The sequence below is a fragment of the Aquisalimonas lutea genome, assembly GCF_030409225.1.
Lineage (GTDB): Bacteria > Pseudomonadota > Gammaproteobacteria > Nitrococcales > Aquisalimonadaceae > Aquisalimonas > Aquisalimonas lutea.
Genome location: NZ_JAUFPK010000001.1, coordinates 1403457 through 1428056, shown reverse-complemented (window position 1 = coordinate 1428056; position 24600 = coordinate 1403457). Strand labels below are relative to the sequence as shown.

The following is a 24600-nucleotide window of genomic DNA, read 5'->3' as shown; positions in this document are numbered from 1 at the left end:
GGAATAGAATTCCGTCAACATCCACAACCCGATCCGCCCCATGGCCAAGTACAACAATCATCCTTCCCGGCAGGCCCTGCGCATCATCACCCGGCTCCGCCACGGCCGCGTTCATGCCATTGTTGCCGGTACCCTGGCGCTGTGCATCGCCGCGGGCACTACCGCTCACGCCGGCGAGATCGGCGTCCGCGGGGGTATCGGCCTGCGCGAGTACAGCCTGGATGCCGGCGGTATCTTCTGGCGACCCGAATTCGTCCCGTTCACGGCGGAACCCGGCGGCGCGTGGCGCCTGACCGGCTACACCGAGCTGCACGCGTCGCACGTCCGGCGCCGGGGCGAGTCCATGAATACGGCCGGGGTCACCCTCGGCGGCTGGTTCACGCATCCGCAATCGCCCGTGCGGTTCGGCGTGGGCACGGGGCCGACGTATATCTCGGAGAAGCACCTGCCGGACCATGCCTTCGGCATCCACTTCCAGTTCACCTCGCACGTCACGGTGCGGCTGGACCTGAGCAGGTGGCTCAGCATCGGTTACCGCATTGAGCACACATCCAACGCCGGCCTGCACTCGGACAACAAGGGCTACGACCTGCAGATGATCGAGTTGCGGGCCGGCTTCTAGTGTCAATGGGCGCCGCATGTGCATGGGTCACACGACGGCAAATCCCCCGGCATCCGCTCTGGAACTTGTACAGAGATTGCTGCATTCTTTGTGGCGTTTCGGGCTGCCGCCGATCAACGCTGCTGCGTGTCTCCGCGCAGACCGTTGGCGGCGGCTTACCGCGAATCGATCTCTGCAAGGGCGCAACTGATGACCCCCGAGGTCCGTGATGCACTGACGTACTGCCCGACCTTGCCGTCGCTGTCCAGCGTGGCCGTGCAGGTCGTCGAGATCGCCCGCGACCCGGAGGCCGACCCGGCGCATCTCACGCGCATCATCAGCCGCGATCCGGCGCTGGCAAGCCGCATCCTGCGCGTGAGCAACTCGCCGCTGTACGCCAGGAGGCGCTCCGCCGACAACCTGCACCAGGCCGTGTCCGTGCTCGGCTTCAATGCCACCATCACCCTGGCGCTGAGCTTCTCCCTGGCCGATACCCTGCGCATGACCACAGGGGCGGCCCACCTCACCGATTACGTCTGGCGCCGCGCCCTCACCACGGGTGTGGCGTGCCGGCAGCTCGGACGCGCCCTCGGGCGCACGGATGACGAGGAGCTCTTCCTGGCCGGCCTGCTCCAGGACATCGGCGTTCTCGCCCTGCACGCGGCCCTGCCGGAGCGCTACGCGGCGATCGCCGACGACGACCCGGACCACGACAGCCTCGTCCAGCGGGAGATCGCGGCCTTCGGCTGCGACCACAGCGCTGCCGGCGCCTGGTTGATGGCGCAGTGGCAACTGCCCCATTACCTCGTGCTCGCCACCCAGGGCAGCCACGACCTGGGCCTGGTCGCGAGCGACAATCAGAGCCTGTACGCGGAATGCGTCGCCGTCGCCGGCAGCATCGCCGAGCTGTTCCTGAGCCCGGACAACGCCGCCGCCACCGAGGCTCTTGCCGCGCAGGCGAGCCCGCGCCTCGGGCTCGGCCGTGACCAGCTACAGGCTGTACTGGAAGCGGTCTCCGGCGAGCTGCCGGAGGTGGCCCAGCTCTACGAAACCGAGATCGTCTCCGCCTCCCGCGCCGCCGGCATTGTCGATCAGGCCCGGGAGGTGCTGACTACCCGGAACCTTGAGCTCATCAGGGAAGTCGCCGCGCAGCACCACCAGACCGCGGAGATCGAGAACCGTTCCCGGCAGTGGCGCGACACCGCCCAGCGCGACGGGCTCACCGGGATCAGCAACCGCTGGCATCTCGACCAGCGGCTCGAGGCCGAGTTCGGCCTCGCCGAGGAGAACGGCTGGCCGTTGGCCGTCGGCTTCCTCGACCTCGACTACTTCAAGGCCATCAACGACGTCCACGGCCATCTCGTCGGCGACCAGGTCCTCATCCACACGGCCCAGGTTCTCGAGACCAATCTCCGGGAGGGCGACCTGGTCGGCCGCTACGGCGGCGAGGAGTTCGTAATCCTCCTGCCGGCGACACGGCGCAGCGATGCCCGGCACGTCATGGAGCGCCTGCGGGCGGCCGTGGAGACGCAGGTCTACAGGACGGACGAGGGGGTCTCACTCCAGGTCACCGCGTCCGTCGGCGTCACCGTCTACGACACCGACAACGTCCGCCACGGCAACCCGTCGAGCCTGGTCCGGGAGGCGGACCGCGCCCTCTATGACGCCAAGGAGCGGGGGCGCAACCGGGTGGAATTCTTCCGGGCCTGAGGGCTACGCGGACGAACCGGCGACCGGCTTCTGCCGCCCGGCCAGGGCGGGAAACAAGCGCTCGACGTCCGCGACCCCGGCCGGCCGACCGAACAGGTATCCCTGCCCCACCGGGCACCCCAGGCCCACCAGGGCATTGCGCTGCGCCTCGCCCTCGACGCCCTCCGCGACCACCACGTAGCCGAGCCGCGAGCCCATCTCGGTCACCGCCTGGATGATGGCCTGGTCGCTCGGGTCCGTGAGCATCGACGCAATGAACGCCTTGTCGATCTTCAGCTTGTCCACCGGGAGATCCTTCAGGTAGCGCAACGAGGAGAACCCCGTGCCGAAGTCGTCCACCGACAGGCTCACCCCGAGCCTGCGCAGGCGGCGCAGTCGCTCGAGCGTGGGCAGATCGTTGTCCATGAGCGACGACTCGGTAATCTCGAGCTCCAGGCAGGCACCGGGCAGCCCGGTATCGTCGAGGATCGCCGCCACCGTGTCGGCGAAGCTCTCCTCGGCGACCTGCGGCGCGGCGACATTGACGGCGATGCGGCCGAAGGCCACGCCGGCGTCGAGCCAGATCCGTCCCTGGACACACGCCTCCCGGATGGCCCACTCGCCGAGCTGGAAGATCACGCCGGTACGCTCGGCCAGCGGCACGAACACGCCGGGGGAAATGAGGCCCTCGCGCGGGTGGCTCCAGCGCGTGAGTGCTTCCAGGCCCAGCCAGGCACCGGTGCCAAGATCCACCCAGGGCTGGTACTCGAGGAAAAGCTGATCGTGCTTGATCGCGCCCCGCAGATCGTTGCCCAGCCGCATGGTCTGCATCGCCTGCTCCGTGAGCGACGGGTCGAAGCACCGGTAGCCCAGGGCGTGGTTCTTGGCGTAGTACATGGCCGCATCCGCCTGCTGGATCAGCTCCTCGGCGTTGTCGCCGTCATCCGGATACATGCTGATTCCGATGCTGGCGTCCAGATGAAACTCCTGATGGTCGATCGCGATGGGCTGCTCCAGGGCGCGCAGGAACCGGTGCGCAATCGCCTCCGCCGCCGCGGGCCTGTCGAGGCGGCGCGCCAGGACCACGAACTCGTCGCCGCCGAAGCGGGCAAGGGTGTCGTCCGGTCGCAGCGAGCCCGCGAGCCGGTCGGCGAGCTGCCGGAGCACGCGGTCGCCCACCGTGTGGCCGAGGCTGTCATTGATGGTCTTGAAGTCGTTCAGGTCCATGAACAGCACCGCAAGGGGCTCGCCACCGCGGCGGCTGTCGGCCAGGGCCTCGTCCAGGCGCTGGCGGAAGAAGGCGGTATTGGGCAGCCCCGTGAGCGCATCCGTGGTCACGAGGTGCTCCAGGAACTGCTGATTGGCTCTCTGCCGGTCGATCCACGTCGCCAGCACGCCGAGCGTGAGAACGAAGCCGGCGAACCCGCTGATTGTCGCCGCCATGGCCGCCTCGGAGAACAGCGCGCCGTCGCCGCCGAGGTCCGGCCCGGCATGGAACCGGGCGGCGGCCATCGCGGTGTAGTGCATGCCGGCAACGGCGAAGCCCATGACAATGCCTGCCGCCACCCGCAGCCCGTAGCCGGGGAAGCTCAGCACGCTGCGCACGCGGAAGTTCAGGTACAGGGCGACCAGGGCCAGGAGATAGGCCACGACCAGGGACAGGACGAACAGGGTCGCGTCGTAGCGCAGCCCGTCCATGCCCATGGCTTCCATGCCGGTGTAGTGCATGGTGCCGATCCCGGCGGCCATCAGGTGCGCACCCAGATGCAGGCGGCGCCGTGTCAGATGGTCCTGCGCCATGACATGGAGGGCCGCACCGCTGCCCAGGATCGCGGGCAGCACGGAGGCGAGGGTCCAGGAGAGTGCATAGGACGGGTGCGGCTGGCCCTCCACGGAGAACGCCAGCATGCCGGTGAAATGCATCGACCAGATACCCAGGCCCAAGGTCAGGGCGCCCGCCCAATGCCAGCGCCTTCTCGCGGCCGTGGCCTCGGCGCTGATCATGCGGTCGACCATCATCAGCGCGGTCAGCCCGGAGAAGCAGGCGATCATGACGGACAGCGTGACCAGCAGCGGGTCGTACACCCCTTGCAGGGGCCCGGCCAGAGATGGATCCGCTGTCTGGAAGCGCCAGAAGTCCATAGGTCAGGTACCGAAGTTCGCGAATGCGTGGGACGGTTTGAGCCGCGGTACGGGGATCCGAACGCCGGCGGCTCCCAAGTCCGTGACGCCTTGTTTGCGCCGAAGCGCGAGGTGCGACGCGTCCGAAGGACGTTGCGCCGACACAATACGAAACTGGGCACATCCATTGTGTGGCCCATACCCCATCTTCGAGCTAAAGATCCTGGACACGCCTGGACCGGACTCATCGCTGACAAGGCATCGGGGGCATGGCGGTGGCATATTCACGCGAACCCGTCATATCAAGCACCCACGGGTTTCGGTGTCCTGTACTTGTGACGACTCAAGTGGGTTCTAATGGTTACCGACGAATTGAACCAGAAGCCCACTGCCACCTCTTCGAGCGAGAGACTTTGAGGAACCGTCCCCTCGGTCACGTGGTGCGATGCTGCCGCGGCAACGCTACAGCTCATCACCGGCAACTCCCTACCGGCCCCGTTGCGCCAGCAGACTGCAGGATTCCGGGGCGATGCTCAATTCAGGGGTTAGGGTGCAGCGGCCTACTGGGGCGACACGTTTGCCACTCGCGACATTCGGGGTGATGCACGCCGAATGGGCGCAACCCAAGCACCGATGACCGAGATGGATCCCGAGGGAAAATGCTGCATTGCAATAGATCCGGTGCAGACCACAATTGTGGTGGATGGCGATCAACGCGACGGCTGACAAAGGGTGTGGAGGGCATCGACCGGATAGCGGTACTGCAGGGCACTCATGGGCATTTCGTTCATCTTGCGGATAATCCCCGGCACCGAGGGGCTTTGCACGCCTCCGGCTGACCGGATAGCGAGTTCGTAGTGGAACGCGAAGTCATTCGCCGACCCGAGGATGCGTCGGCTGTCGGTGTTCGCAAAGGCCATGTCCTCATACTCCGCCATGATCCGTTGGCGGACGGCGTCAGTGATGCCAAGATCGACGAGCACGGGTGCGAGGTAGCTCCGGAACAAATCGCCAAGGCGGCGGATGTCCACACGACGCGCATCAGGGGCCAGGAAGTTGGTCAGCGTGGTGTCGTTGACGAACAGCACGCACTTCCTCCCCCCGATATGGATAAGGTTGGCATGCCAACTCCCGAGCAGGGACGGGTCCGGGGCGTCGACGGTCAAGTCCGCTTTGCCGATCTGCGCCTCTTTGCGGAGCTTCTTCGTACACTTGAGCAACTGCATGCCCTGCCTCCGGTAACCGGACCCATTTTGCCCAAAGCCTGCTCTTGCTTCGCCGGTCCCCGCGAGGGTCTCTTGAGGGGCCTCCAGAGGACCTCCGGATTCTCGGCATTTGGCTTGAGGGCTCCTGCCATCTTTGCACGTGCAGGAAGTAGGGAGCACCCATCTGCGCGTGCCATGACGGTGGCGGACCGGGAATGGCCGTCCGGGCGTCAATACGCCCGCCTGTGGGCTCGGTTGAACGAGAGCATTACCCGGAGAAGGTGGCTGTTGACGGATCCTTTTGCTCCATATCCGGTGTATGGCAGGCGGCGAGGGCGGTGTAGCGTGTGCCGATGATTGCGTCCCGATCTCTGTCTTTTGCGCGCTCTCCGGAACGCCACAGGCCCAACGGCCATTGTGAACCGTCTTGCACGCAACAGCAGGCCAAGCCTTCCAGTGAGCCGGCGCTGTCGATTGTCATACCGGCCTGGAACGAGGCCGCATACTTGCCACGCACTCTGGAATCGCTTCGCAGCGCGTTGCCGGGCTTGGGCCTCGAGGTGGAAGTCCTCGTCGTCGACAACGCCTCCACCGATGGCACCATGGAGGTCGCCTGCGCCTGGGGTGCCCGGGTGGTGTGCGAGCCCGAGCGGCGGATCGCCCGGGCTCGGAACACAGGGGCTCGGGAGGCGTCGGCCCCGTGGCTCCTATTCCTGGACGCCGACACCCTGGTCACAGCCGAGCACCTGGCCGCCGTTCGGGATGCACTACATGATGGCTTCGTTGGCGGCGGCGCACCGGTTGCACTGGATGCCTCGGTGTCGCGCCTGTACACACTGGGGCTGGGCGCCTGGAATGGGCTCTCGCACAGGCTCGGCTTGGCTGCCGGGTGTTTCCTCTTTGCCCGGGCCGAGTTCCATGACGCCGTTGGCGGGTTTGACGAGCGGGTCTACGCCGGCGACGAGCTGGGCTACTCGCGTGCGCTGCGCCGGGAAGGGAGCAGGCACGGCCTGGCATTGCGTATCCTCGCGATCCGCCCCGTCGTAAGTTCGGCGCGCAAGGTGCACTGGTATGCTCCCTGGCAACATGCACTGGTGCTTCTGACCTTCCTGCTGTTCCCCTGGGCAGGGCGGTTCCGGCGCCTGAGCTGGTTCTGGTACCGGCGTCCGGCCGAGCACAGCAACGCGTCCGTAAAACGGCGCGACGATGGACAGTAGACTGTCCGTGCTCAAGTGCACGGGCCGTAGGGAAAGGGGGTGTCGCGGAACCTGGAGCGGAACCTGGCGACCGCGAAAGCCGATGGGTCGTCAGGCGGCCTGTGGGTTGCCGACTCGGAGTGTTCCGGAGCCGCGCATCACGCCGAATGATTAACATACGGCACAGGATGCAGTGCCGCCGTTGCCAAGCGCATGAGTGCCGATGATGGGCTTGCCGTTCATACACCACCCTGGCTACACCATCGAGCTGCCTGCTGCGCACCCGTTCCCCATGCGCAAGTTCACCGCGCTTCGCGAGCAACTATGCCCTCTCGCGGCGGGCGCGGCGATTGACTGGCTCCAGCCCGAGCCGGTTGACCGGGACGCACTGCGGCGCGTCCATACCCGCGACTACATCGAGGCTTTCTTCGGGGGCCGTGTGGATCGGATCGCGCAGCGACGCAGCGGCTTTCAATGGTCCGAGGAGCTGGTCTCGCGGGTGCGCCTGGAGACCGCGGGGACACTGCTGACCGTCGAGGCGGCGCTGGCGGAGGGCCTCGCACTCAATACGGCCGGTGGCACCCATCATGCCCACGCCGATACGGCCAGCGGCTACTGCCTGATCAATGACATCGCTGTCGCGGCCGCTCATGCCCTCGCACGGGGCTGGGTGCGGCGGGTTCTCGTGGTCGATCTCGATGTTCATCAGGGCGACGGCACGGCGGCGCTGTTTCAAGACGTGCCCGAGGTCTTTACCTTCTCCATGCATGCCGGCACGAACTTCCCCGCCCGGAAGCAGCACGGCGATCTCGACGTTGCTCTGCCCAAAGGCATGGCTGACGACACCTACCTGGACGCGCTGGCTGCCCGGCTCCCGGAGCTGCTCGAGCAATTCCGGCCCGATGTCGTGATCTATGATGCGGGCGTGGACGTCCACGAGCGCGATCGCCTGGGCCATCTCGCGCTCACGGACGCCGGCATCCGTCAACGCGACGAATACGTCATCCGCGCCTGCCGCAGCGCGGGCGTGCCCGTTGCCGCGGTCATCGGTGGCGGCTATGACCGTGATATCGAGGCGCTTGCCGCGCGCCACGCGCTCCTCCATCAAGCGGCCATCAACCACTGGAACCAGGCAGGCGGTTGACGCCGGAGCCGAGTGAACCGATCACACACGACCCCACCGATCGCTTGTGAGGCCAGCCCTGGGGCGGATTTCGGCAGGTTGACGTCCCTGGAATCGCAGCCGCTGTGTTACGCGTCGCGCCATACCTTGCCTGGCGCATCGGCCCGTAAGGCGCGGGTCGTCGTGGTTTCGCGGGCACGAGTGCACGCTTGGCTGGGGTGTGTGTGCGGAATGCAAGCCAAGCTGCCAGCTCAATGGGGTTCGGCCGGATCCCGAGGTCGCCAAGGGCTCAGGCGTCACGCGGGTGCGGATGCAGATGGCAAGGTAGGCGTCGAGTAACTAGAATAACGGTATAGTTAATAATCAGAGTTACTTCATGGCATATGAGGAGATGGACGACCCCGCGGAGACAGGCCCACCGTCCGGACAGGCCCAAGGGGACCAAGGCGGCGCGGCCAGGCACGCTGCGCTCGCCGAGCGGGTCATGCAACTGATCGAGGCGACGAACGTGGCCGCCACCGACGCGATCCTCGAGAAGGTCATCGAGCTGCTGCGCCCGTTGCCCGACGACGAGCTCACCGAGGTGTGTCTGTACCAGGCCCGGCTGAGCCTGCGCTGGCAGACCGATTTCTGCCAGACCTACGCGATGCTCTCGGCAAAGCAGATTCATGAGCTGGCCGGCTCGACGAGTGCGAACGCCAACGCCACGGCCACCCGCTGGGCGAAGCAGGGGCGGATTCTCGGCCTGCCCACGGGCCGGGGCCTGCGCTATCCCGGCTTCCAGTTCCGCTCGGACGGGCGCCCGGTGCCGGAGATGGAGGCGGTGCTGGCCACCCTCGAAGCCGCGGAGGATCCGTGGGGTGTTGCCTTCTGGATGGACACCGAGAACGCGCTGCTTGACGGGAGGAAGCCGGCCGATGTTCTGCAGGATCACCCGCAGTCTGTCGTCGAGGCGGCACAGCGGGAGATGGAGCCCGTAGCCTGACTTGGTACTCTGAAAGCATCAGGGAGCTGCACACGGGATCGTGACCATGGAGCCGTACGCCATCACCACGGACAACCTGCCCCTGGAGGCGCTGCGCTTTGTCATGGAGCGCCACCATGGGCAGGTGCGCAAGTACACTGGCGAGCCCTACCTCTCGCACCTTGCGGAGGTCGCAGGCCTGGTGGCGACGGTGACCCGTGCGCCGGGTGTGATCGCCGCGGCGTATCTCCACGACATCATCGAGGACACGCCGACCACCATCGACGAGGTGGCAGCCCGGTTCGGGCCCCCTGTTGCCCGGATGGTCGCCGAGCTCACCGACGTCTCGACCGCGGCCGACGGCAACCGCGCTCAGCGCAAAGCGCGTGACCGCGACCATCTCGCCGGCGCCTCGGCGGCGGCACAGACGATCAAGGCGGCCGATGTCGTGAGCAACGCCTCGAGTATTGTCGGCCACGACCCCGACTTTGCCCAAATGTACGTGCCGGAGAAAGAAGCGGTGGTAGGCGTGCTCACGCGCGCCGATGCGCGCCTGCTTGCCGTCGCCCGGTCCGTGCTCCATGAGGCCAGGCGAAACCTGCCGCAATCGGCCTGACGGCCGGCTCCCACGGCGGCCAAGTACACGCCGGGCAGCCGCACGACGTGTCTACAATCCTCCGAGGAGCCGAGTCGTCTGGTCTATCCGGGGTGTCTGGAAGAGCCAAGCCGTTGCGGTTGTGGTAAGAGTGAACCGGGCATCCGCTGCGCTCAGTGGGCAGTCGAGGACTAGCAGGCGCGGCGGACAATATGGGCGAGGAGGCAAGCGAATGAGAAGTCTACCGGTCAAGGCGCCAGTCCGGTAGGCGTCGCTCGTGGATAGCTTACTGATCGCCTCAAGTTCCCGACCTGACGTCTGTTCCGCTGCGATCCAAGGATGCCGCTCAATCCGGATCGTTGATTGGGTCGATCGTTTTGTTGGGGGTCCGTATCCGTCGCGTTACGCGAGCCCTTCGGTGAGTGTTGGATGGCGGCTACTGCCACTGCTGTCAGCGATAGCCAGTTCAACCAATCTGCGGCGGCATACTGGAAGGGATGTGCCGGTCCTTCACATGTGTCACACAGAGATCATGAACGGCCTCTACGACGTTCAATCGGCTCGGGCTTGTGGACTCCGAAGCCTTGGGCGAAGTCGACGCCCAGCTCCCACAAGAGCGCCGCGACTGCGTCGTTGTCGACGAACTCGGCAACCGTGCGGATTCCCATGGTATGAGCAACATCGGTGATCGATCGCACTACGGCCCGATCGACGTCGTCATCGAGAATGTTCCGGACGAACTCCCCGTCGATCTTAATGAAGTCCACGGGCAAGTGCTTGAGATAGGAAAACGAGGACATGCCGCTACCGAAATCATCCAGGGCGAAGGAGAATCCAAGCTGGCGGAGGGCGTGAACGACACTGGCCGTGCGCGTGAGGTTAGCGATTGCCGCCGTCTCAGTAATCTCGAAGCAAAAGCGCCGGGCGGGTATGCCGTGGTCGGCCACCTCCTGCTCGATGAACGACACGAAGGTGTCGTCATTCAGCGTGGTGCCCGAGAGATTGATCGAGTAGTACCTCGCCTTGCGCTGGTCCGCATCAAGCGCCATGTAGTGACGGAAGGCTGCCCGAACGACGTAGCGGTCGATCGTGGGCATGACGCTGTATCGCTCCGCCGCCGGGATAAAGGCCATGGGCGGCACAATGACCCCGTCGGTGTCCAGTAGGCGCACAAGAACCTCCTGACGATTCAACGGTCCGATGTCATGCTGCAGCGGCGCGATATCTTGTACATACAAAACGAGGCGCTGCTCATCCATCGCCTGCCGCAACCGGCTCACCCAGTCCATCTCGCGCAATCGGCTAGTGAGTTCGTCATCATCGGCGCTGTGCACATGCACCCGGTTGCGGCCCTTCTCCTTGGCGAGAAAGCACGCCGAGTCGGCCGTGCTCAAGATCTCTTCCGCGTTGACGCGTTCGCCGCCGAAGGTAACGACGCCGACGCTGATGCTGCCCCCGAACCGGCGACTGCCCCAGACGAAGTCGATGTCCGCGACGCACTGGCGCAGCGCTTCAGCCCATTGCCGGCCACATTCCAGCGAGCAGCCATCCAGCAAAAGTGCGAACTCGTCGCCACCGAGACGCGCCAGCGTGCCGTGGTTGCCGAGCTCCTCGCGCATGGCCTGCGCCACACGCCGTAGCAGCTCGTCACCGGCCGCATGGCCGCACGTGTCGTTTACTACCTTGAACTGGTCGACATCGAGATACAGCAGGGCATGGACCATTTCTTGTCCACCGGGTCGCTGAACCGCCTCGTCCAGCTCCTGCTCGAACTTGCGCCGGTTGCCGAGGCCGGTGAGCGTGTCATGGGTCGCCTGGTAGCTCACCTGCTGGGCCAGCGCATGGGCTTCGCTGACGTCGTGACCCTGGACGAAAAGCCCCGTCACGGCGCCGTCGTCATCGACCATCGCCTGATAGATGAAGTCAATGTGTTTCGTCTCCAACGGGGCGCCAGGCCGGGGCTGGAATTGGATGGGCATGGCGCGCCCGATAAACGGCTCGCCGGTGGCGTAGACCTGGTCGAGCAACTCGTAGAAACCCTGCCCGGCGAGCTCGGGCAGGGCCTCGCGCACGGGCTTGCCGATGATCTCGCGGTGGCCGACGAGCTGGTAGTAGGCGTTGTTCGCCAGCTCGAAGACATGGTCGGGCCCGCGCAGGACCGTCATGAAGCCCGGGGCCTGTTCGAACATCTCCCGCATCCGCTGCCCGTCGACCTGCAGGGCGTGTCTGGTGTGAGTGCGCGATACCGGCCCTTCCGCGGGAGAGGCCGGCCTGGACACGTCCCCATGCATGGTGACGGCACAGTGCAGGATGTGGGTCACGCGTCCCCAGTCATCGCATACCGGGGTGTTGACACATGTTGGCAGGCGCCTTCCTCCGTCACGCTTGTGGGGATCGCCACTCGGCGCGACGCCCCCCGCAGCAGGCCCGATCGCGTCCGTGTCACCGTGGTCGAGCACCCGTTGCAGCGAGGCGTTCAGGGTATTCGGGTCTAGACCGTGCTCGCTCGTCGCGGCATAGAGATCAAAGATGGTGCGCCCGACCAGCTCTTTTCGTGGCAGGCCGACAACCGCCTCGTAGGCATGATTTGCAGCGACGACGGTGCAATCGGAATTGAGGACGGCAACCGGATTCGGGGAGCACGCGAAGAGACGTTCGTGGTCGATGCGCGGAGATGAGGCCATGGGAGGATACTCGCCTGTCTTACGCTACGGGCCAGCACGGAGGAAGTGTGCACGCCGCGAGCGATGACGGACCGCACCCTGACGTAGTTCACCCGGCGGCCCCACTGCCATAGGATCAAGATCCCTTAGACTGTCGGCTTTGCGTGCCCGCCTTTCGGCCGGGGTTGCCCGTTTACGGTTTTGAATCGGGTCGCTGCCGTTGTATCCAAAACCTAATCGAACGGCATTGGATCAATTTGCGATACTACAGTCAATTGAACTGCACGTCCTCAGCTTGGCGAATACCTCTAATTGGTTACGCCGTATAGTCCCTGTGTACTTCGATTCAACGAATACGGTTGCGGTTCCCGAGGGTTCCAGCGTTGTTATTGCAAATGCCCCCACATGGTTCTGGCCGTTGTCGCCGTGTGATGCGCATCACATTCCACCACATTGTCACGCCGTAGACTGCCGCTCGGGATTCCTTAATGATCGTTTCAGAACGAGGATGCGGCTGCCGTCAGCCAATTCCGTCAGCATCGACACGGGGGTTCAGTGTCCTGTATTCGGGGTAGCCAGGCGCGCATTGATACCTCTCAGAGAATCGCGCCGGAAGCCCTCTGCCACCTTCTAGAGCGAGAGATCCGAGGGAGCGTCGCCTCGGTCATGGCATTCGATGCTGCCACGGCAACGCTACAGCTCATCGCCGGCAACTCCCTGCCGACCCTGTTGCGCCAGCGGACCCGCAGGATTCGGGTCGGTGCTCAATTCGGGAGTTGTGGGGCAGCGGCCTACTGGCGCAACACCATTGTCACTCGCGACATTCAGCGTGATCCGCGCTGGAAGAACGTTCGAACGGCGGCGCGTAGAGCCGAGCTTCGCTCGTGCTGGTCGACGCCGATCATCACACCCGACCATGGTTTGCTAGGAACTCTCGCGGTGTACACGAACCGTGTAGGTTCGCCTGAGCCGCGCGCTGTCGAGATGACGAGCGCCGTTGCGTCGTTGTTGGTGCCGTCGCTGATGCGGCGCCGCGCCTGCTGAGCGGCCAATTCTCCATACAACCCCGACCGGGGCGTCGGGGGCATCATCCCGGGAATTCGCCATGGAAAGCTCGTCCCTGTTCCTGACCTTCCTCATCGTTGCGGTCGAGGTAGCCATCGTCTCGGCCGCGCTCGGGGGTGTGTCCTGGTGGCTCTACCGCAAGGCCTTCACCGAAGCCCAGGCGTTCAAGTCCGAGAAGCGCTATCTCCTCCAGCGCCGCGACGCGCACCTGCGCTTTCTCAACGACCGCCTGAGCACGCTCGCGATGCGCCGCCACCGTCAGAGGGGCGCCGAGACCCGGCTCGAGAACCTGGAGCGCCGCATCCTGGAGGAGGACAAGAAGCATACGGAAGCCGCCCGTGACCGCGACACCAAGATCTGGGACCTGCGCACCGCCTCGACCAAGGCCCTCATCGACGCCGTTCGCGCCATGGACCCGAACGCCCTCGACGGTGCGGGGTCCTCCTCCAGCGCCAAGCAGGACACCAACCACGCACTTCGACGTAGCCTGAAAGAGCGCGAAGAGCAAGCCGAGCGCCAGCGTCGGGAGATCCAGCAGCTATCTCCGTTTCGCGATGCCTGGCTGCGTCTGCACCGCTACGCTCAGCGCGAGAGCGCCGAGAACGTCGCCTTGCGGGAGACGCTACGCGGGCTTTCGACCGACGCGGCAACGGCGAAGGCCATTCAGGATGCTATGCAGACCTACGCCAACGATCGGGCCGCTCTCGACGACTACCTCGAAGCTACTGCACCAAGCTACGACGAAGCCAACCCGAAGCAAGCGCAGCGGGCCCGGCGACGGCAACAGCGCATGGATCGCATGCACAAAGTCGTCGACACGGCGTCATCGCGCATGGATGCGGCCAGTCAGAAGTTCCCGGCCGTGCTCAACGACCAGAACGAGGCGATCTCCGATCTTGAGTTCAAGCTCGAGCGCGCCGAGCAGGCCCAGCAGGTGATCCGCCAGAACTACAGCCGCGAGATCCAGCGGCTGAAGAAGAACAACCAGGATGCCGAGAGTACCGCCCGCAGCCTGGAGAAGGAGAACCGGCGCCTGCGCCAGCGGGTGCGCAATCTCATTCGCCTGAGCCAGGAAGAGAATACGAGCTTCGTCCCCGCCGCCCAGAACCAGGACACCAGCAAGGAAAAGGAGGATGACGCACGCAAGGACGCAGAACTCGACCGCCTGCACCAGGCGCTGCGCCAGGAGCGCACGAAGACGGAGCGCCTGGAGAAGCAGGTCGAGAAGTACCAGACCCTGGAAAACGCGATTCAGTCAACGCTGCACGAAGACGCTGCCCTATCATGACCGCGGAGCTGTCAAACCGACCGAGACGTCGCCCCATCTCCAGCTTTTGTCTCGGCACCAGCTATTGGCGCGTCTTGGCATCTGTTCCGGCTCAGGCAAGCACGTGGGACCGACGTCCCCCAGTGGACGCAGTGCAAGCGCATCCGCGATGATACCGTCGCGCTTTTTGTTGCATAGCTCACATACTTTTCGTTTAATACGGGTATGCAATGTAGCAATCAACGCGGAAGGCCCGGCTCACACTGACGTTGGTGGGTTGGCCAGAATGCATCAAGGGTTTCCAGGCGAGGACGAGTGAGTGCAAGACAAGGACAAACTGACGCTGCCGCCAACGGTTCGTGATGCCCTGACGTATTGCCCCACGTTGCCGACGCTCTCGAGCGTGGCGGTGCAGATCGTGGAACTCGCACGTGACCCGGAAGCCGATCCCGCACAGCTCACGCGGATCATCTCCCGCGATCCGGCGCTCGCCAGCCGCGTGCTGCGCGTGAGCAACTCCTCTATCTATGCCCGTCGGCGCTCGGCAGATAACCTGCACCAGGCCGTGTCCGTTCTCGGGTTCAATGCCGCGATCACCTTGGCCTTGAGTTTTTCTCTGGCCGACTGCCTGCGAATATCATCCGGAGCAGCTCAACTGACCGACTATGTCTGGCGCCGGGCGCTTGCGGGCGCTGTGGCATGCCGTCAACTCGGGCATCAGCTCGGCCGCAGCGATGGCGAGGAACTGTTTCTCGCCGCACTGCTGCAGGATATCGGCATACTCGCGTTGCACGCGGCGCTGCCGGAGGCGTATGCGGAGATTGCCGGCGATCAATCAGGCCACGACACGCTCATCGAGCGCGAGCTGGCGACATTCGGTTGCGATCATAGTCAGGCCGGTGCCTGGCTGATGCGTCAGTGGCAGATCCCAAATTATGTGGTCCTCGCCACGCTGGGCAGCCATAACCCAGCGGTGGTCGAACCCGACGGGCAGTATTGTGCCGCGGCCTGCGTTGCCGTCGCCAGTCGCATCGCCGAAGTCTTCGTGAACCCGGAGGGCGCGGGCGCAACCGAGGACGTCATCGTGGAAGCCAACCGTCGAACAGGGCTCGGCCAGGACCAGCTCGGGGCTGTCCTCGAAGGGGTCTCCAACGAGATCCCGGAGATTGCGCAGATCTTCGACACGGAGATCGTCTCTGCAGCGTTGGCCGCAGGGATCGTCGATCAGGCCCGGGAAGTTCTGATAGCCCGAAACCTGGACCTCATCCGCGAAGTATCCACAAAACATCGCCAGGCCGAGGAGTTTGAACGCCACTCCCAGCAGTGGCAGGACACTGCCCAACGCGATGGCCTCACGGGGGTCAGCAATCGGTGGCATCTTGACCAGCGGCTCGAAGCCGAGTTCGCCCTTGCCGAAGACAATGGGTGGCCCCTGGCGGTTGGCTTTCTCGATCTCGACTATTTCAAGGCCATCAATGACGTCCACGGTCACCCCGTCGGTGACCAAGTGCTCATCCAAACCGCCAATGTACTCCAGAGTCATGTGCGCGACGGGGATCTTGTGGGCCGATACGGTGGCGAGGAATTTGTGATCGTTCTGCCAGGCGCGCTGGAAGAACATGCCCACCACGTCATGGAGCGACTCCGCGCCGCCGTCGAGGCACAAGTCTGCGAGACGGACAACGGAGCTACGCTGCGGGTGACCGCGTCGGTCGGTGTAACTGTCTACAACCCCAGTACCTGCCGCCACGAAGGCCCCTCCTCACTCGTTCGGGAGGCGGATCGCGCCCTCTATGACGCCAAGGAACGGGGACGTAACCGGGTGGAGTTTTTCCACGCGTCGTGACAAGCCCATGTGCCCGCCAGCGACCTCCGCGCCTGGGCTGAAGGGCCGTTGTCATTGGTATCCGCCCTTCGTCTGGCAATCGGCGCCGGATTTGACGTATTGCGATGCGGCGCACAGCCAACTACTGCGACGCCTGGCGTCGTCTACCATCGGCGATGCGAGGTTGCCTCCGTGTCCAGATCTTGACGCGTGAAAGCCCTCTTGCCGTCGAGGATCGACATACCGTCCGGCGGGGCAGTCCGCGCGCCCGCGCAGCGCGTAACAATCAACCAGACACCCCGGCATCAAGGGACTGCACATAGGCAATCACGTCATCCGTTCTCCCCTCGCTCACGAGCTCCGCCGGCGTCTTGTGGCCAAAGGCGGACAAAGGCTCATTGCGGAACCAGAACGCGACTTCACGGAAGTCGTCATGGATCTGTGCGGCGTTACTGAGAACACGCAACGCCTCCCGCATGAACCCCTGGATCTGTGGATTCTCCGGGCTGCGGGAGACCGTTACCCGATGGACATGCGCCAATGCCGCAATATCGCCTTGCGAAAACGCCATTGCCTTTTGAAAGACCCTCGGCGAGATGACAACGCTTTGGGAGGCCTGGCGCAACTGCTTGACAAACCGATCATAGGTTGATGGGAGCGATGTCTGGCCGGGCTCGACAGTGGACTCGGTACGCATGGCGTCTACCTGTTACGGTCTTGCTACTTTCATGCATCATAGACCGTAACCAAATTCAAGCAAAAAGGAGGCACCATCCTTCCTTTTGGGATTGGTCGAGACTCTGCACTTGAGCATCCTTGCCGTAGTTGTGATCTTGCCGAGCAATGTCTTGACGTCCACCCGGCCATCGGCGCGCACCCCGGCCAGCGGGCCGACATGGATGCCTCGGTACTTGCCGCGTTTTTGGTCGGGCCGCACCAGATCTCCGGTCTGCAAGCCTTGGACACGCTTACTCCGGCCCGCCTTGGTGCGCGGGAAGCCTATGCAGTCCATCGTGCAGACGTGCTGCTGGCCTCGGTTGTCCGCACGGATCGCAAGCACCGGGGACGCTTGCATCGAGCGTGACCGCGGCGCCGGTTTTCAGGGAAAAGTCCGATATTAGCCAAGTTGAGCTACGTACATAATCTGGTAAGCCTCAATGAGGCCAAGGCATTTGGCCTCGGATTACAATCGGCCTACGAGCGCGTTATAAACCCCGAGCGCACGGCTTAAATGAGGCCGAGGCATCCGGCTTGCCTCGCCGGCGCCTCGCCTCGGGGACAAGATCCTGATCGGGATGCTGAAGAAAGGGCGGAACAAGGATCTCGTGCGAGGCGCCGCGGACCTCTACGAAGAACAGGGTGCCGCCTACCACGCCGTGCCCGCCAATCGGCTTCAATCGCCTTCCCGGGCCGGTCGAGAGTAGCTTTTGATCGCGATCATGCTCTATCGCTTTGCCGATGTCATCCGGGAACGCAAACCCTGGGAGGTCCAGATCGTCGCGACGATGGATGATGACGGGGTGCGTGCGTTTTGCCAGGACCCGGACACGCTCTGTCCCGAGCTTGAGTGAAGTTGCGGGCGGCCCGGTTCGGCAGGGTGTCAGCCTGCCGAGCCGGGAGGCCGGGTTACGGTGCCCAGGGAGGGGGATCCGGAGGCTTCCTCCTGATTCCCACCTCGGAACCAAAGGGACTGAGAACGCGGTTGAGGGTTTCGATTTTCACGCCCGGGGCATCTCGTTCAATGGCCGAAAGGGTGTTGACGGACACGTTGCATATTCGTGCCAGGTCTTTTTGACGCAGGCCAGCCCACCGGCGGCGCATGTGGCGCACCCCCTCGCCGATGGTCATCTCACCACGATGGAGCATCGCAAAGACGCGTTCCCAGTCGTCGTATCGGTCGTCACCCGGGGGTATTGGTGGAGCGAGCTTTGGCATAGTGGCGTACTCGCTTTCTCTCCCACTGGAATGGGACAGAGAATACGGTTGACGCTTGAAAATCACAATAGAGTTGGAAAGACGAAGCCCGCCTTCCAGGAAGGCCACGAAGGGTCTCTCTGCGCTTCAGCGCTCAAGGACGTCGATGGTATGCGTGCGTAAAATGACGATAATGACGTGACACTGATCGTCGGGAGATGCTTGCCATGGTTCAGGATGATGTCGACAAGGTCATCGAGGCATCTCGGTACCAAGCCCGGCTGCGTCTTCGCTGGCAGAGCGATTTCTGCCAGACGTGCACAATGCTCTTGGCAGAGCAGGTCAATGAGCTGGCCGGCGCGACGAGCAATAACGGCAACACGACGGCCGCCCGCTGGGCGAAGGAAGGCCGCATCTTCAGGGTGAAGACTCGGCGGGGATTGCGCTACCCGGGCTTTCAGTTCACCGTCAATGGCCAGCCTGCGCCGGAGATGGAGACCGTTCTGGCGCTCCTGCGCTCCGATGAAGACCCGTGGGATATCGCGTTCTGGATGGACACGGAGAACGCGCTACTCGACGGGCGCAAGCCAGCCGAGGTGCTGCAGCATGACCCGCAGCGTGTCGTCGACGCCGCGCGACGCGAGATGGAGCCCGTGGATTGAAAATGACCCGGTTCGGGTATGCCTCGGGGTGAAATCAAGAACTTAAACGTTGACGCTGAGGCTCGAGAGCCTCTATAGTAAAGTTTGATTAAACATCACCGGGCGAGCCAGACCATGCAGCCTGAAGCCAAATCCGAGATCGTTCGTAGCAGTGCCCTCATGGCCGAGATCGACCGTGAGCGCGAGGCGAACTACGTCCGTGACCGCGAGATCGCTCTTCGAGGCTCCGATGAGGAGAAGGCTCAGGCACGGGTTCGCAATGCCCCCGCGGCTGGAGCGTATTGGGCGCCGGGGCTTCCCCTGTAAGCGTTCGTGTCACCCCATCCAGCCACTCTGTTCGCTGATCAATTCCGTGATTATCGCGAACGAGGCGGAGACCCCTCCCTCCCTGTCCTCATCGGTGGAGCCGCCCTGCATTTGTGGGTGATGGCCCTCGGTGGCGCGACGGACAACGCGCTCTATCAGACCGACGACGTCGACATTGTGCTGTCATCGCAAGACGAGATGAAGGCGTTTCAGGTCTACTTCCATGGACGGCTGATTCTCCCGGGGATTGATCATGCCACTCCGGAGATTGGCCGCATTGAAGTCGGATCGCCTCACCCGCTATCGATTGACATTCTCGCAGCGCCTTTTGGACTGAAAAGGGAGCATGTCCAAAAGCGTGCGGTCGTCATGTATCTTGAGACCTCTGATGGCGAGCGCGTTGGTGCCCGCTTGATCCACCCCGCCCATGCCCTCATCGGCCTTGTCGAGAATTACCTCCATCTGCCGGCCAAGCGGGATCAGTGGACCCTCGACCGCCTTCAGGGCCTATTCCCCGTGGTTCGAAGGTACACCATCGAGACGTCTCGTGACTCGGACCATCGCAAGGCTGCGCGCTGGGTTGCGCAAACCCTCTATCGCTTTTGCTCGTCCCGGGATGGCGTTAAGTTCCATTCCGATACCGGGATTGATCTCCTTGGCGCGATTCCGGGGCCGGACGAAGCGGATCTCGGCGCGATGTTTCGGAATAGGGAAGAGCCCAAGCTGCAGCAGCACGTCGCACGAAAGCGCCGAGGCCGGCAACGGCTCCTTCAAGCCACACAGTCCCGAACGCAGCAAGATTGATTGGGCAGGCTGTCCGCGAACCTGCTTGCAAGAACCCACGATGGGCTCGGGATCAGGTCGCTGCCGGGATGATCTATGCAGGATTGGTCGTCGGTGCCATGCTCTGGATCGTGGGCATCACCGCAACTTGGGGAGATGACTGATGACAGGCTATATCCTGCTCGCCGGCGTGGTGCTCGCCGCCATTGTGGCCACAGGGGTGGCTTTCTATCTCGAGCGCCATCGCAACCACAAGTAGTTACTCAATGGCACCTCCTTGCTAGGGGCGCAGATCCAGTGGGTCGAGGCCGTACGACGCGAGCACCTGGTAGACGCGATGCAGCCGCGCGGCGTCGTTCAGTGCCTGGTGCGCTCCCCACCGATGCTCGTGGTTGGCGCGCGCGGCTTCGACTGCATCCCGCACGGGCCCGGAGGGAAGGTTCGAGGGATCCAGCCGGCGGGCCGACCGGGCGAGGTTGTGCGGCCAGCGATCGCCATCGAACCAGTCGCGCAGCAGCCGGGCGTCGAACTCCGGGTAGTCGGTGACGAGCTCAGCCGGCTCTCCGAACGCCTCGATCCAGGTGCGCACCTGCCGGCGTGCATCAACCGAGGCCATGGCATAGCTGCCGCCGAGGAGCTGCGGGATCACCTCCCGGCGCACGAATGCCGAGCAGTCGCTCGGCTCATACGTATCCGTGAGCTCGACGTAGAACGGCTCTGGTGGTTCGCTCGTAGCGGCGACAAACCCGACGCTCAGGAGCTTCGGGGCCTCGAGGCTGGTACATTCGGTATCAACGAAGATCAGCATGGCCCCGTCCCCTGTGTCGACATGGCATGCAGTGCCGCTCGGAAGGCGACGTTGAGCGCATCGCGGGTCGTCTCCCGCGTCGCGGTATCCGGGCGGCCCGGGCCGTGGAAGCCATCGGCATGGCGGGCGAGCTCATCCCGGATGAAGGCGGCAAGCACCGGGGGCAGCACCCCCTCGCCCGTCTCGCCGGCGGCCCGCTTGGCAGCAAGGAGCTCACTGATCGCTGGGCGGATGGTCTCCGGGGCGACCGCCGCGACCAGGGTGTCGAACGCCACCGGCGGCACATCACGGTGCGCCTCGACGTACCGGATCGCCAGCAACGGACGCAGGACGTAGAGGACCTTCTTCAGTCGTACGCGCTCGCCGCCAAGGTTCTCGCGGGCATTGCCGCGGGCCATGTGGCTGTAGTGGTAGCAAAGCGCCCGGCTGTCGAACGCCTCCCGGGCGAGGCCGCGCAGCCGCGCGGCCAGATCCCCGTGCTCGCGATAGACGATGGGGCTGTGCAGCCATTCAAGCAGCGCCCCGTTGGTGCGCGTGAACAAATGCAACGCCTTGCGCACATCCCAGCCGACGACATCGAGATCGCCCACCATCGGCGGCTCGATGACATCGCGGCGGCGCTCGACGTCGAAACTGAGATACCACGTCGGTGGATGCAGGTAGAGAAAGCGCACGTCATAGTCGGAGTCCGGCGAGGCGAACCCCCAGGCGCGACTGCCGGACTCAACGGCATAGACCACCTGCACGTCGTGCTCGCGCTCGATGGCCTGCAAGCGCTCCAGAATGGCTTCACGCATAGCCATGCGCCTCCATTGCCTCACGGGTGAGCCGATAGACGGCGAGCAGGAACCGCACGTCGCTGTCGGCCTCGTGCTGTCGGCCGCCGCGCTCGGCTTCGGCCTGGTCCAGGATGCGGCTCGTCACCCGGTGCGGCAGCCGCGCGGTCGGGTCCGGGTGGATGTGCCAGAACGACCCGAGATCGAACGTCGGGTCCATGCCGGCAGCCTCGAACAGCGTCCCAAGCCAGAACCCGTCGATCCCTGGGGCATCCGCGTAGACCGTCCGCCCGGCGAGCACGGCGTTCATGCGCTCGGCGACCCAGACCACCGGCTTGCCGCAGTCGCGCAGCAGGTGCCACGGGATCCAGTGAATGGCCTCGGCGTCGGGGTCCCAGTCGTCCCAGCCGGGCGCGGGGTCGATGTAGTGCGCCTCCACACGCCCCATTGAGTCCGACCAGGCCACCTCGATGGGGTAGCTCTCGGGCCCGAGCCCCGACGCCTCGAAGTCGATCATGCACGGCCACGCAATCATCGGATGGCGTCCTCCTGGAGCAGCGCCTCGACGGTCTGGTAGGTCCCCGCCGGACGCTCGAGGCGCTGTCGGTTGCGACGGCCGAGCTCTCGCGCTCCGTGGTAATCCTCCCGGCCGAGCGCCCGGATCCTGCCTGCGCCGTTGCTCACGCCGGCAAGCCCGAGGCCGATCACCGTGCGTGAGCCATCGGCCGCGTCCCACCGATAGGCGACGTGGTGGTGGCCGTGGATGATCACCCGCGCGCCCATGGCCTCCGCGAGCTCGTCGAAGATGTGAAAGCCCAGCGGATGGCAGGCCGGGGCCTCATGGGTGACGAGCACGTCGGCGCGCTCGTCCCACAGCGCCTCGACATCCTCCCACCAGATCGCCGCTCGATTCTTGAGAGGCAGGCTGCCGCGCCAGCGCTCCCGCGGCGCGAGCTTGTGCAGGTAGTCTCGGCGCTTGGCAAAACGCGGCTGGCCGTCGCCCTCATGCGGGTGCCAGATACGGCCCTGGAAGTGGCCGCCGAGCCCGGCGATGCGCACCCCGGCGACATCGACCACGCGGGCGTGCAGGCACCGCTCGGCCAGGCCGGAGTCGACGAGGTTGGTGTAGTAGCGCTCCTGGTCGACGTCGTGGTTGCCGTGGATCCAGTAGACCGTCGTGGCGGCCGCTGCCGGGGCAACCGCCTCGTCCAGGGGGCGGTCGAGGTCGTAGTCGCCGATGAGAATCATCGCCGGTGGGCGATCGGCCGTGGCGACCTGATTGAGCGGGCCGAACACGCCGTGGGGGTCGCCCGCGAACGCAATCGCTTGCAGGGCCGTGTCATCCATCGTTGCAATCTCCTGGTCCTTGTTCGGTGGCCGCAGCCGGGGCCACGCGCACGACCCGGGCCGGGTCGAAGCCGGGCACCGGCTCGATGCCGGCATAGCCGCGCCCGTTGGCCACCACGCGGCAACCATGAATCGTGGTGTCGACGCACTCGTGGGTGTGGCCGTGGATCCACAGCGCCGGGCGCGCCCGATGGATCAACGCACCGAGATCCGAACCGTAGGAAAACGACAGCGGCGACCCGTCTGGGCCCTCCGGCGGATACGGCGCGTGGTGCGTGACTACCACGGGCACCATGGCCGCGGCGTGGGCACTAAGGACGGCTTGCTCGATGAACGCCGTCGAGGCCCGGTGCAGCCGCAGGGCTGCCTGCGGGAGAAACCGGTGCGCATAGGGTGCCGCCTCAGTGCCGCAGCGGATGCGCTGGAAGTCGTTCATCACATTCCGCGCCACGCGCAGCGCCTCGGGGTCGGCCCCGTTGAAGTCCGTCCACAGCGTCGCGCCGATGAAGCGCACGCCGCCGACATCCACCGTTGCGTCGTCCAATACATGGACGTTCTCCGTGCCGGCGGCAGCCACATGCTCGCGAAGCTTGGCGGGCAGGCGCTGCGGCGAGCCGCCCTTGTAGTACTCGTGGTTGCCGAGCACCTGGACCACGGCCCGGAACGAGGCCGCCTGCCGGGCGGCGAAGGCGGCCGCGTGGCGGTCCACGTCGGTGTCGCCGGCGAGCACGAGCACGCGGTCGCGGTCAGCGTCGGTGCAGGTAAGCTCGAACGCCGGGTCCTTGCGGCCTCGCCCGCGCCCGGCGATCTCGAGGTGCAGGTCGCTCATCACCCGCAGTTCCATGGCGCCTCCTCTCTTGGTGCCTCTTGATCAGGCCGTGCGCGCTTGGCGGCCCGGCTGTAGCGGCGTGTGATCTCGCGGTGAATGAGGTCGAGCATCGCCTCGCAGTAGTCCACGAGCCCGGCCTCGGACAGCGCCCCGCGGCCGTCGAGATCGCCGCGGCGCGGCGCATCCGCCTGCGCGAGCGCGGCGCGATAGCGCGCCTCGGCGCGTAGCAGCCCGGCGGACAGCGACCAGGTTGCGCCGCAGTGCAGCCCGGCCGCTTGGAGGCGGACTTCGAGGTCGAGCCGTGCAATGCGCCCGTTGCCGTCACGAAACGGGTGGATGAAGAGCAGCCGGTGGTGGGCACACAGCGCATCGAGGACCGCAGCGGCAGTCGATGCCGGCGTGCGCCCATAGGCGGCCGCCCAATCGCCCATCAACCCGGCCACCGCGGCCGCGGGCGGGGCCACGTGGTGGGCCACCGCGACGTCCTCGCGCCGAAAGCCGCCGGCGGGCCCGCCATCGACTACGCCTGCGGCGGCCAGCCGGCCATGTGCGCGGCACAGCGCATCGATCCACTCATTCGGGTCAGCGCTTTCGGCTGCGATTAGCGTCTCCCGGGCGTCCTGCAGGGCCGCAAAGGCCGCCGTTTCCCTGCTGTGAGCGGCAGTTAGCCCCTCGATGAGGTTGGAAGCGATCAGCTCCATGGCCACCATGTGTTGTTGCACACTGCAATCCCGGCGGTCCTGCGGCATGACCATGGACAGTGCCTGATCGTCCGCGACCAGGCGCTCGGCCTCCCGGTGCAGCCCAGCCAGCGCCGGGGCGCCGGCCGCGGGCCGGGGTGGTGTGAGGTGATAATCCATT

The 24600-nt window shown here is 65.1% G+C and carries 25 protein-coding genes and 1 riboswitch; of the genes, 13 read left to right on the top strand and 12 right to left on the bottom strand.

Annotated features, from left to right (window positions below; translation table 11 throughout):
* Positions 1-40: 40 nt before the first annotated feature.
* Both QWY84_RS06675 and QWY84_RS06670 read left to right on the top strand, forming a co-directional pair.
* The gene (locus QWY84_RS06675; protein ID WP_290201715.1) at positions 41-622 is read left to right on the top strand and encodes an acyloxyacyl hydrolase; all 582 of its coding nucleotides are present in this window, start codon (positions 41-43) and stop codon (positions 620-622) included.
* A gap of 189 nt (positions 623-811) precedes the next feature.
* Positions 812-2311 (top strand): GGDEF domain-containing protein, encoded by a 1500-nt coding sequence (locus tag QWY84_RS06670; protein ID WP_290201713.1) that lies wholly within the window; start codon positions 812-814, stop codon positions 2309-2311.
* 3 nt (positions 2312-2314) lie between these two features.
* On the opposite strand, the gene QWY84_RS06665 is transcribed toward QWY84_RS06670, so the two are convergent.
* Together QWY84_RS06665 and QWY84_RS06660 are read right to left on the bottom strand one after the other, a co-directional pair.
* Positions 2315-4432: a putative bifunctional diguanylate cyclase/phosphodiesterase gene (locus tag QWY84_RS06665; RefSeq protein WP_290201711.1), complete on the bottom strand. Its 2118-nt coding sequence runs from the start codon at positions 4430-4432 to the stop codon at positions 2315-2317.
* 689 nt (positions 4433-5121) lie between these two features.
* Complete coding sequence (locus QWY84_RS06660; RefSeq protein WP_290201710.1) at positions 5122-5637, bottom strand: DUF6933 domain-containing protein; 516 nt, start codon at positions 5635-5637, stop codon at positions 5122-5124.
* A 446-nt stretch (positions 5638-6083) separates the two neighbouring features.
* On the opposite strand from QWY84_RS06660, the gene QWY84_RS06655 reads away from it, so the two are divergent.
* From QWY84_RS06655 to QWY84_RS06640, 4 genes are all read left to right on the top strand, one after another.
* On the top strand, positions 6084-6833 hold the full coding sequence (locus QWY84_RS06655) for a glycosyltransferase (protein WP_290202690.1): 750 nt from the start codon (positions 6084-6086) through the stop codon (positions 6831-6833).
* Between the two features lie 205 nt (positions 6834-7038).
* Positions 7039-7956: a histone deacetylase family protein gene (locus QWY84_RS06650; RefSeq protein ID WP_353959885.1), complete on the top strand. Its 918-nt coding sequence runs from the start codon at positions 7039-7041 to the stop codon at positions 7954-7956.
* Positions 7957-8419: 463 nt separating this feature from the next.
* A complete protein-coding gene (locus tag QWY84_RS06645) occupies positions 8420-8920 on the top strand; it encodes a hypothetical protein (RefSeq protein ID WP_290201705.1) in 501 nt (166 codons plus the stop codon).
* Positions 8921-8966: 46 nt separating this feature from the next.
* Complete coding sequence (locus QWY84_RS06640) at positions 8967-9515, top strand: HD domain-containing protein (RefSeq protein ID WP_290201704.1); 549 nt, start codon at positions 8967-8969, stop codon at positions 9513-9515.
* Between the two features lie 509 nt (positions 9516-10024).
* Here QWY84_RS06640 and QWY84_RS06635 read toward each other — a convergent pair.
* On the bottom strand, positions 10025-12178 hold the full coding sequence (locus tag QWY84_RS06635) for a sensor domain-containing protein (RefSeq protein WP_290201702.1): 2154 nt from the start codon (positions 12176-12178) through the stop codon (positions 10025-10027).
* 91 nt (positions 12179-12269) lie between these two features.
* Positions 12270-12357, bottom strand: a riboswitch (cyclic di-GMP riboswitch).
* 355 nt (positions 12358-12712) lie between these two features.
* Between QWY84_RS06635 and QWY84_RS06630 the strand changes: the two genes are divergently transcribed.
* The 3 genes from QWY84_RS06630 to QWY84_RS06620 all read left to right on the top strand — a co-directional run bounded on the left by QWY84_RS06630 (position 12713) and on the right by QWY84_RS06620 (position 16335).
* On the top strand, positions 12713-13201 hold the full coding sequence (locus tag QWY84_RS06630) for a GAF domain-containing protein (RefSeq protein WP_290201701.1): 489 nt from the start codon (positions 12713-12715) through the stop codon (positions 13199-13201).
* A 61-nt stretch (positions 13202-13262) separates the two neighbouring features.
* Positions 13263-14510, top strand: a complete 1248-nt coding sequence (locus QWY84_RS06625) for a hypothetical protein (protein ID WP_290201699.1) — start codon at positions 13263-13265, stop codon at positions 14508-14510.
* 298 nt (positions 14511-14808) lie between these two features.
* Positions 14809-16335, top strand: coding sequence for a sensor domain-containing diguanylate cyclase (locus QWY84_RS06620; RefSeq protein ID WP_290201698.1), 1527 nt, complete (start codon positions 14809-14811; stop codon positions 16333-16335).
* Positions 16336-16600: 265 nt separating this feature from the next.
* On the opposite strand, the gene QWY84_RS06615 is transcribed toward QWY84_RS06620, so the two are convergent.
* Both QWY84_RS06615 and QWY84_RS06610 read right to left on the bottom strand, forming a co-directional pair.
* On the bottom strand, positions 16601-17011 hold the full coding sequence (locus QWY84_RS06615; RefSeq protein WP_290201697.1) for an antitoxin Xre/MbcA/ParS toxin-binding domain-containing protein: 411 nt from the start codon (positions 17009-17011) through the stop codon (positions 16601-16603).
* Positions 17012-17047: 36 nt separating this feature from the next.
* Entirely contained in the window at positions 17048-17389 is a 342-nt protein-coding gene (locus QWY84_RS06610) for a hypothetical protein (RefSeq protein WP_290201696.1), read from the bottom strand.
* Positions 17390-17741: 352 nt separating this feature from the next.
* Here QWY84_RS06610 and QWY84_RS06605 point away from each other — a divergent pair, with 352 nt between their 5' ends.
* Positions 17742-17885, top strand: a complete 144-nt coding sequence (locus QWY84_RS06605) for a hypothetical protein (RefSeq protein WP_290201695.1) — start codon at positions 17742-17744, stop codon at positions 17883-17885.
* 55 nt (positions 17886-17940) lie between these two features.
* Here the strand turns inward: QWY84_RS06605 and QWY84_RS20070 are convergent, their stop codons facing one another.
* Entirely contained in the window at positions 17941-18135 is a 195-nt protein-coding gene (locus QWY84_RS20070) for a helix-turn-helix domain-containing protein (protein ID WP_353959884.1), read from the bottom strand.
* A gap of 320 nt (positions 18136-18455) precedes the next feature.
* Between QWY84_RS20070 and QWY84_RS06600 the strand changes: the two genes are divergently transcribed.
* The 3 genes from QWY84_RS06600 to QWY84_RS06590 all read left to right on the top strand — a co-directional run bounded on the left by QWY84_RS06600 (position 18456) and on the right by QWY84_RS06590 (position 20000).
* Positions 18456-18890, top strand: a complete 435-nt coding sequence (locus QWY84_RS06600) for a hypothetical protein (protein ID WP_290201694.1) — start codon at positions 18456-18458, stop codon at positions 18888-18890.
* Between the two features lie 159 nt (positions 18891-19049).
* Positions 19050-19196 (top strand): hypothetical protein, encoded by a 147-nt coding sequence (locus tag QWY84_RS06595; protein ID WP_290201692.1) that lies wholly within the window; start codon positions 19050-19052, stop codon positions 19194-19196.
* Positions 19197-19307: 111 nt separating this feature from the next.
* Positions 19308-20000 (top strand): hypothetical protein, encoded by a 693-nt coding sequence (locus QWY84_RS06590; protein WP_290201691.1) that lies wholly within the window; start codon positions 19308-19310, stop codon positions 19998-20000.
* Positions 20001-20259: 259 nt separating this feature from the next.
* On the opposite strand, the gene QWY84_RS06585 is transcribed toward QWY84_RS06590, so the two are convergent.
* From QWY84_RS06585 to QWY84_RS06560, 6 genes are read right to left on the bottom strand one after another with little or no spacing between them, the layout of a single operon-like run.
* Positions 20260-20787: a 3'-5' exonuclease family protein gene (locus tag QWY84_RS06585; protein WP_290201690.1), complete on the bottom strand. Its 528-nt coding sequence runs from the start codon at positions 20785-20787 to the stop codon at positions 20260-20262.
* Entirely contained in the window at positions 20781-21584 is an 804-nt protein-coding gene (locus QWY84_RS06580) for a nucleotidyltransferase domain-containing protein (RefSeq protein ID WP_290201689.1), read from the bottom strand. Before QWY84_RS06580 ends, QWY84_RS06585 begins: the two co-directional genes overlap by 7 nt.
* Positions 21577-22098 carry a hypothetical protein gene (locus QWY84_RS06575; RefSeq protein WP_290201688.1) on the bottom strand — a complete coding sequence of 174 codons (522 nt, stop codon included), beginning with the start codon at positions 22096-22098 and terminating at the stop codon, positions 21577-21579. Before QWY84_RS06575 ends, QWY84_RS06580 begins: the two co-directional genes overlap by 8 nt.
* A complete protein-coding gene (locus tag QWY84_RS06570) occupies positions 22095-22910 on the bottom strand; it encodes a metallophosphoesterase family protein (protein WP_290201687.1) in 816 nt (271 codons plus the stop codon). The genes QWY84_RS06575 and QWY84_RS06570 overlap by 4 nt, the downstream gene beginning before the upstream one ends.
* Positions 22903-23754 carry a metallophosphoesterase gene (locus QWY84_RS06565; protein ID WP_290201686.1) on the bottom strand — a complete coding sequence of 284 codons (852 nt, stop codon included), beginning with the start codon at positions 23752-23754 and terminating at the stop codon, positions 22903-22905. Before QWY84_RS06565 ends, QWY84_RS06570 begins: the two co-directional genes overlap by 8 nt.
* Entirely contained in the window at positions 23739-24599 is an 861-nt protein-coding gene (locus tag QWY84_RS06560; RefSeq protein ID WP_290201685.1) for a Fic family protein, read from the bottom strand. Before QWY84_RS06560 ends, QWY84_RS06565 begins: the two co-directional genes overlap by 16 nt.
* Between the last annotated feature and the right edge of the window lies 1 nt (position 24600).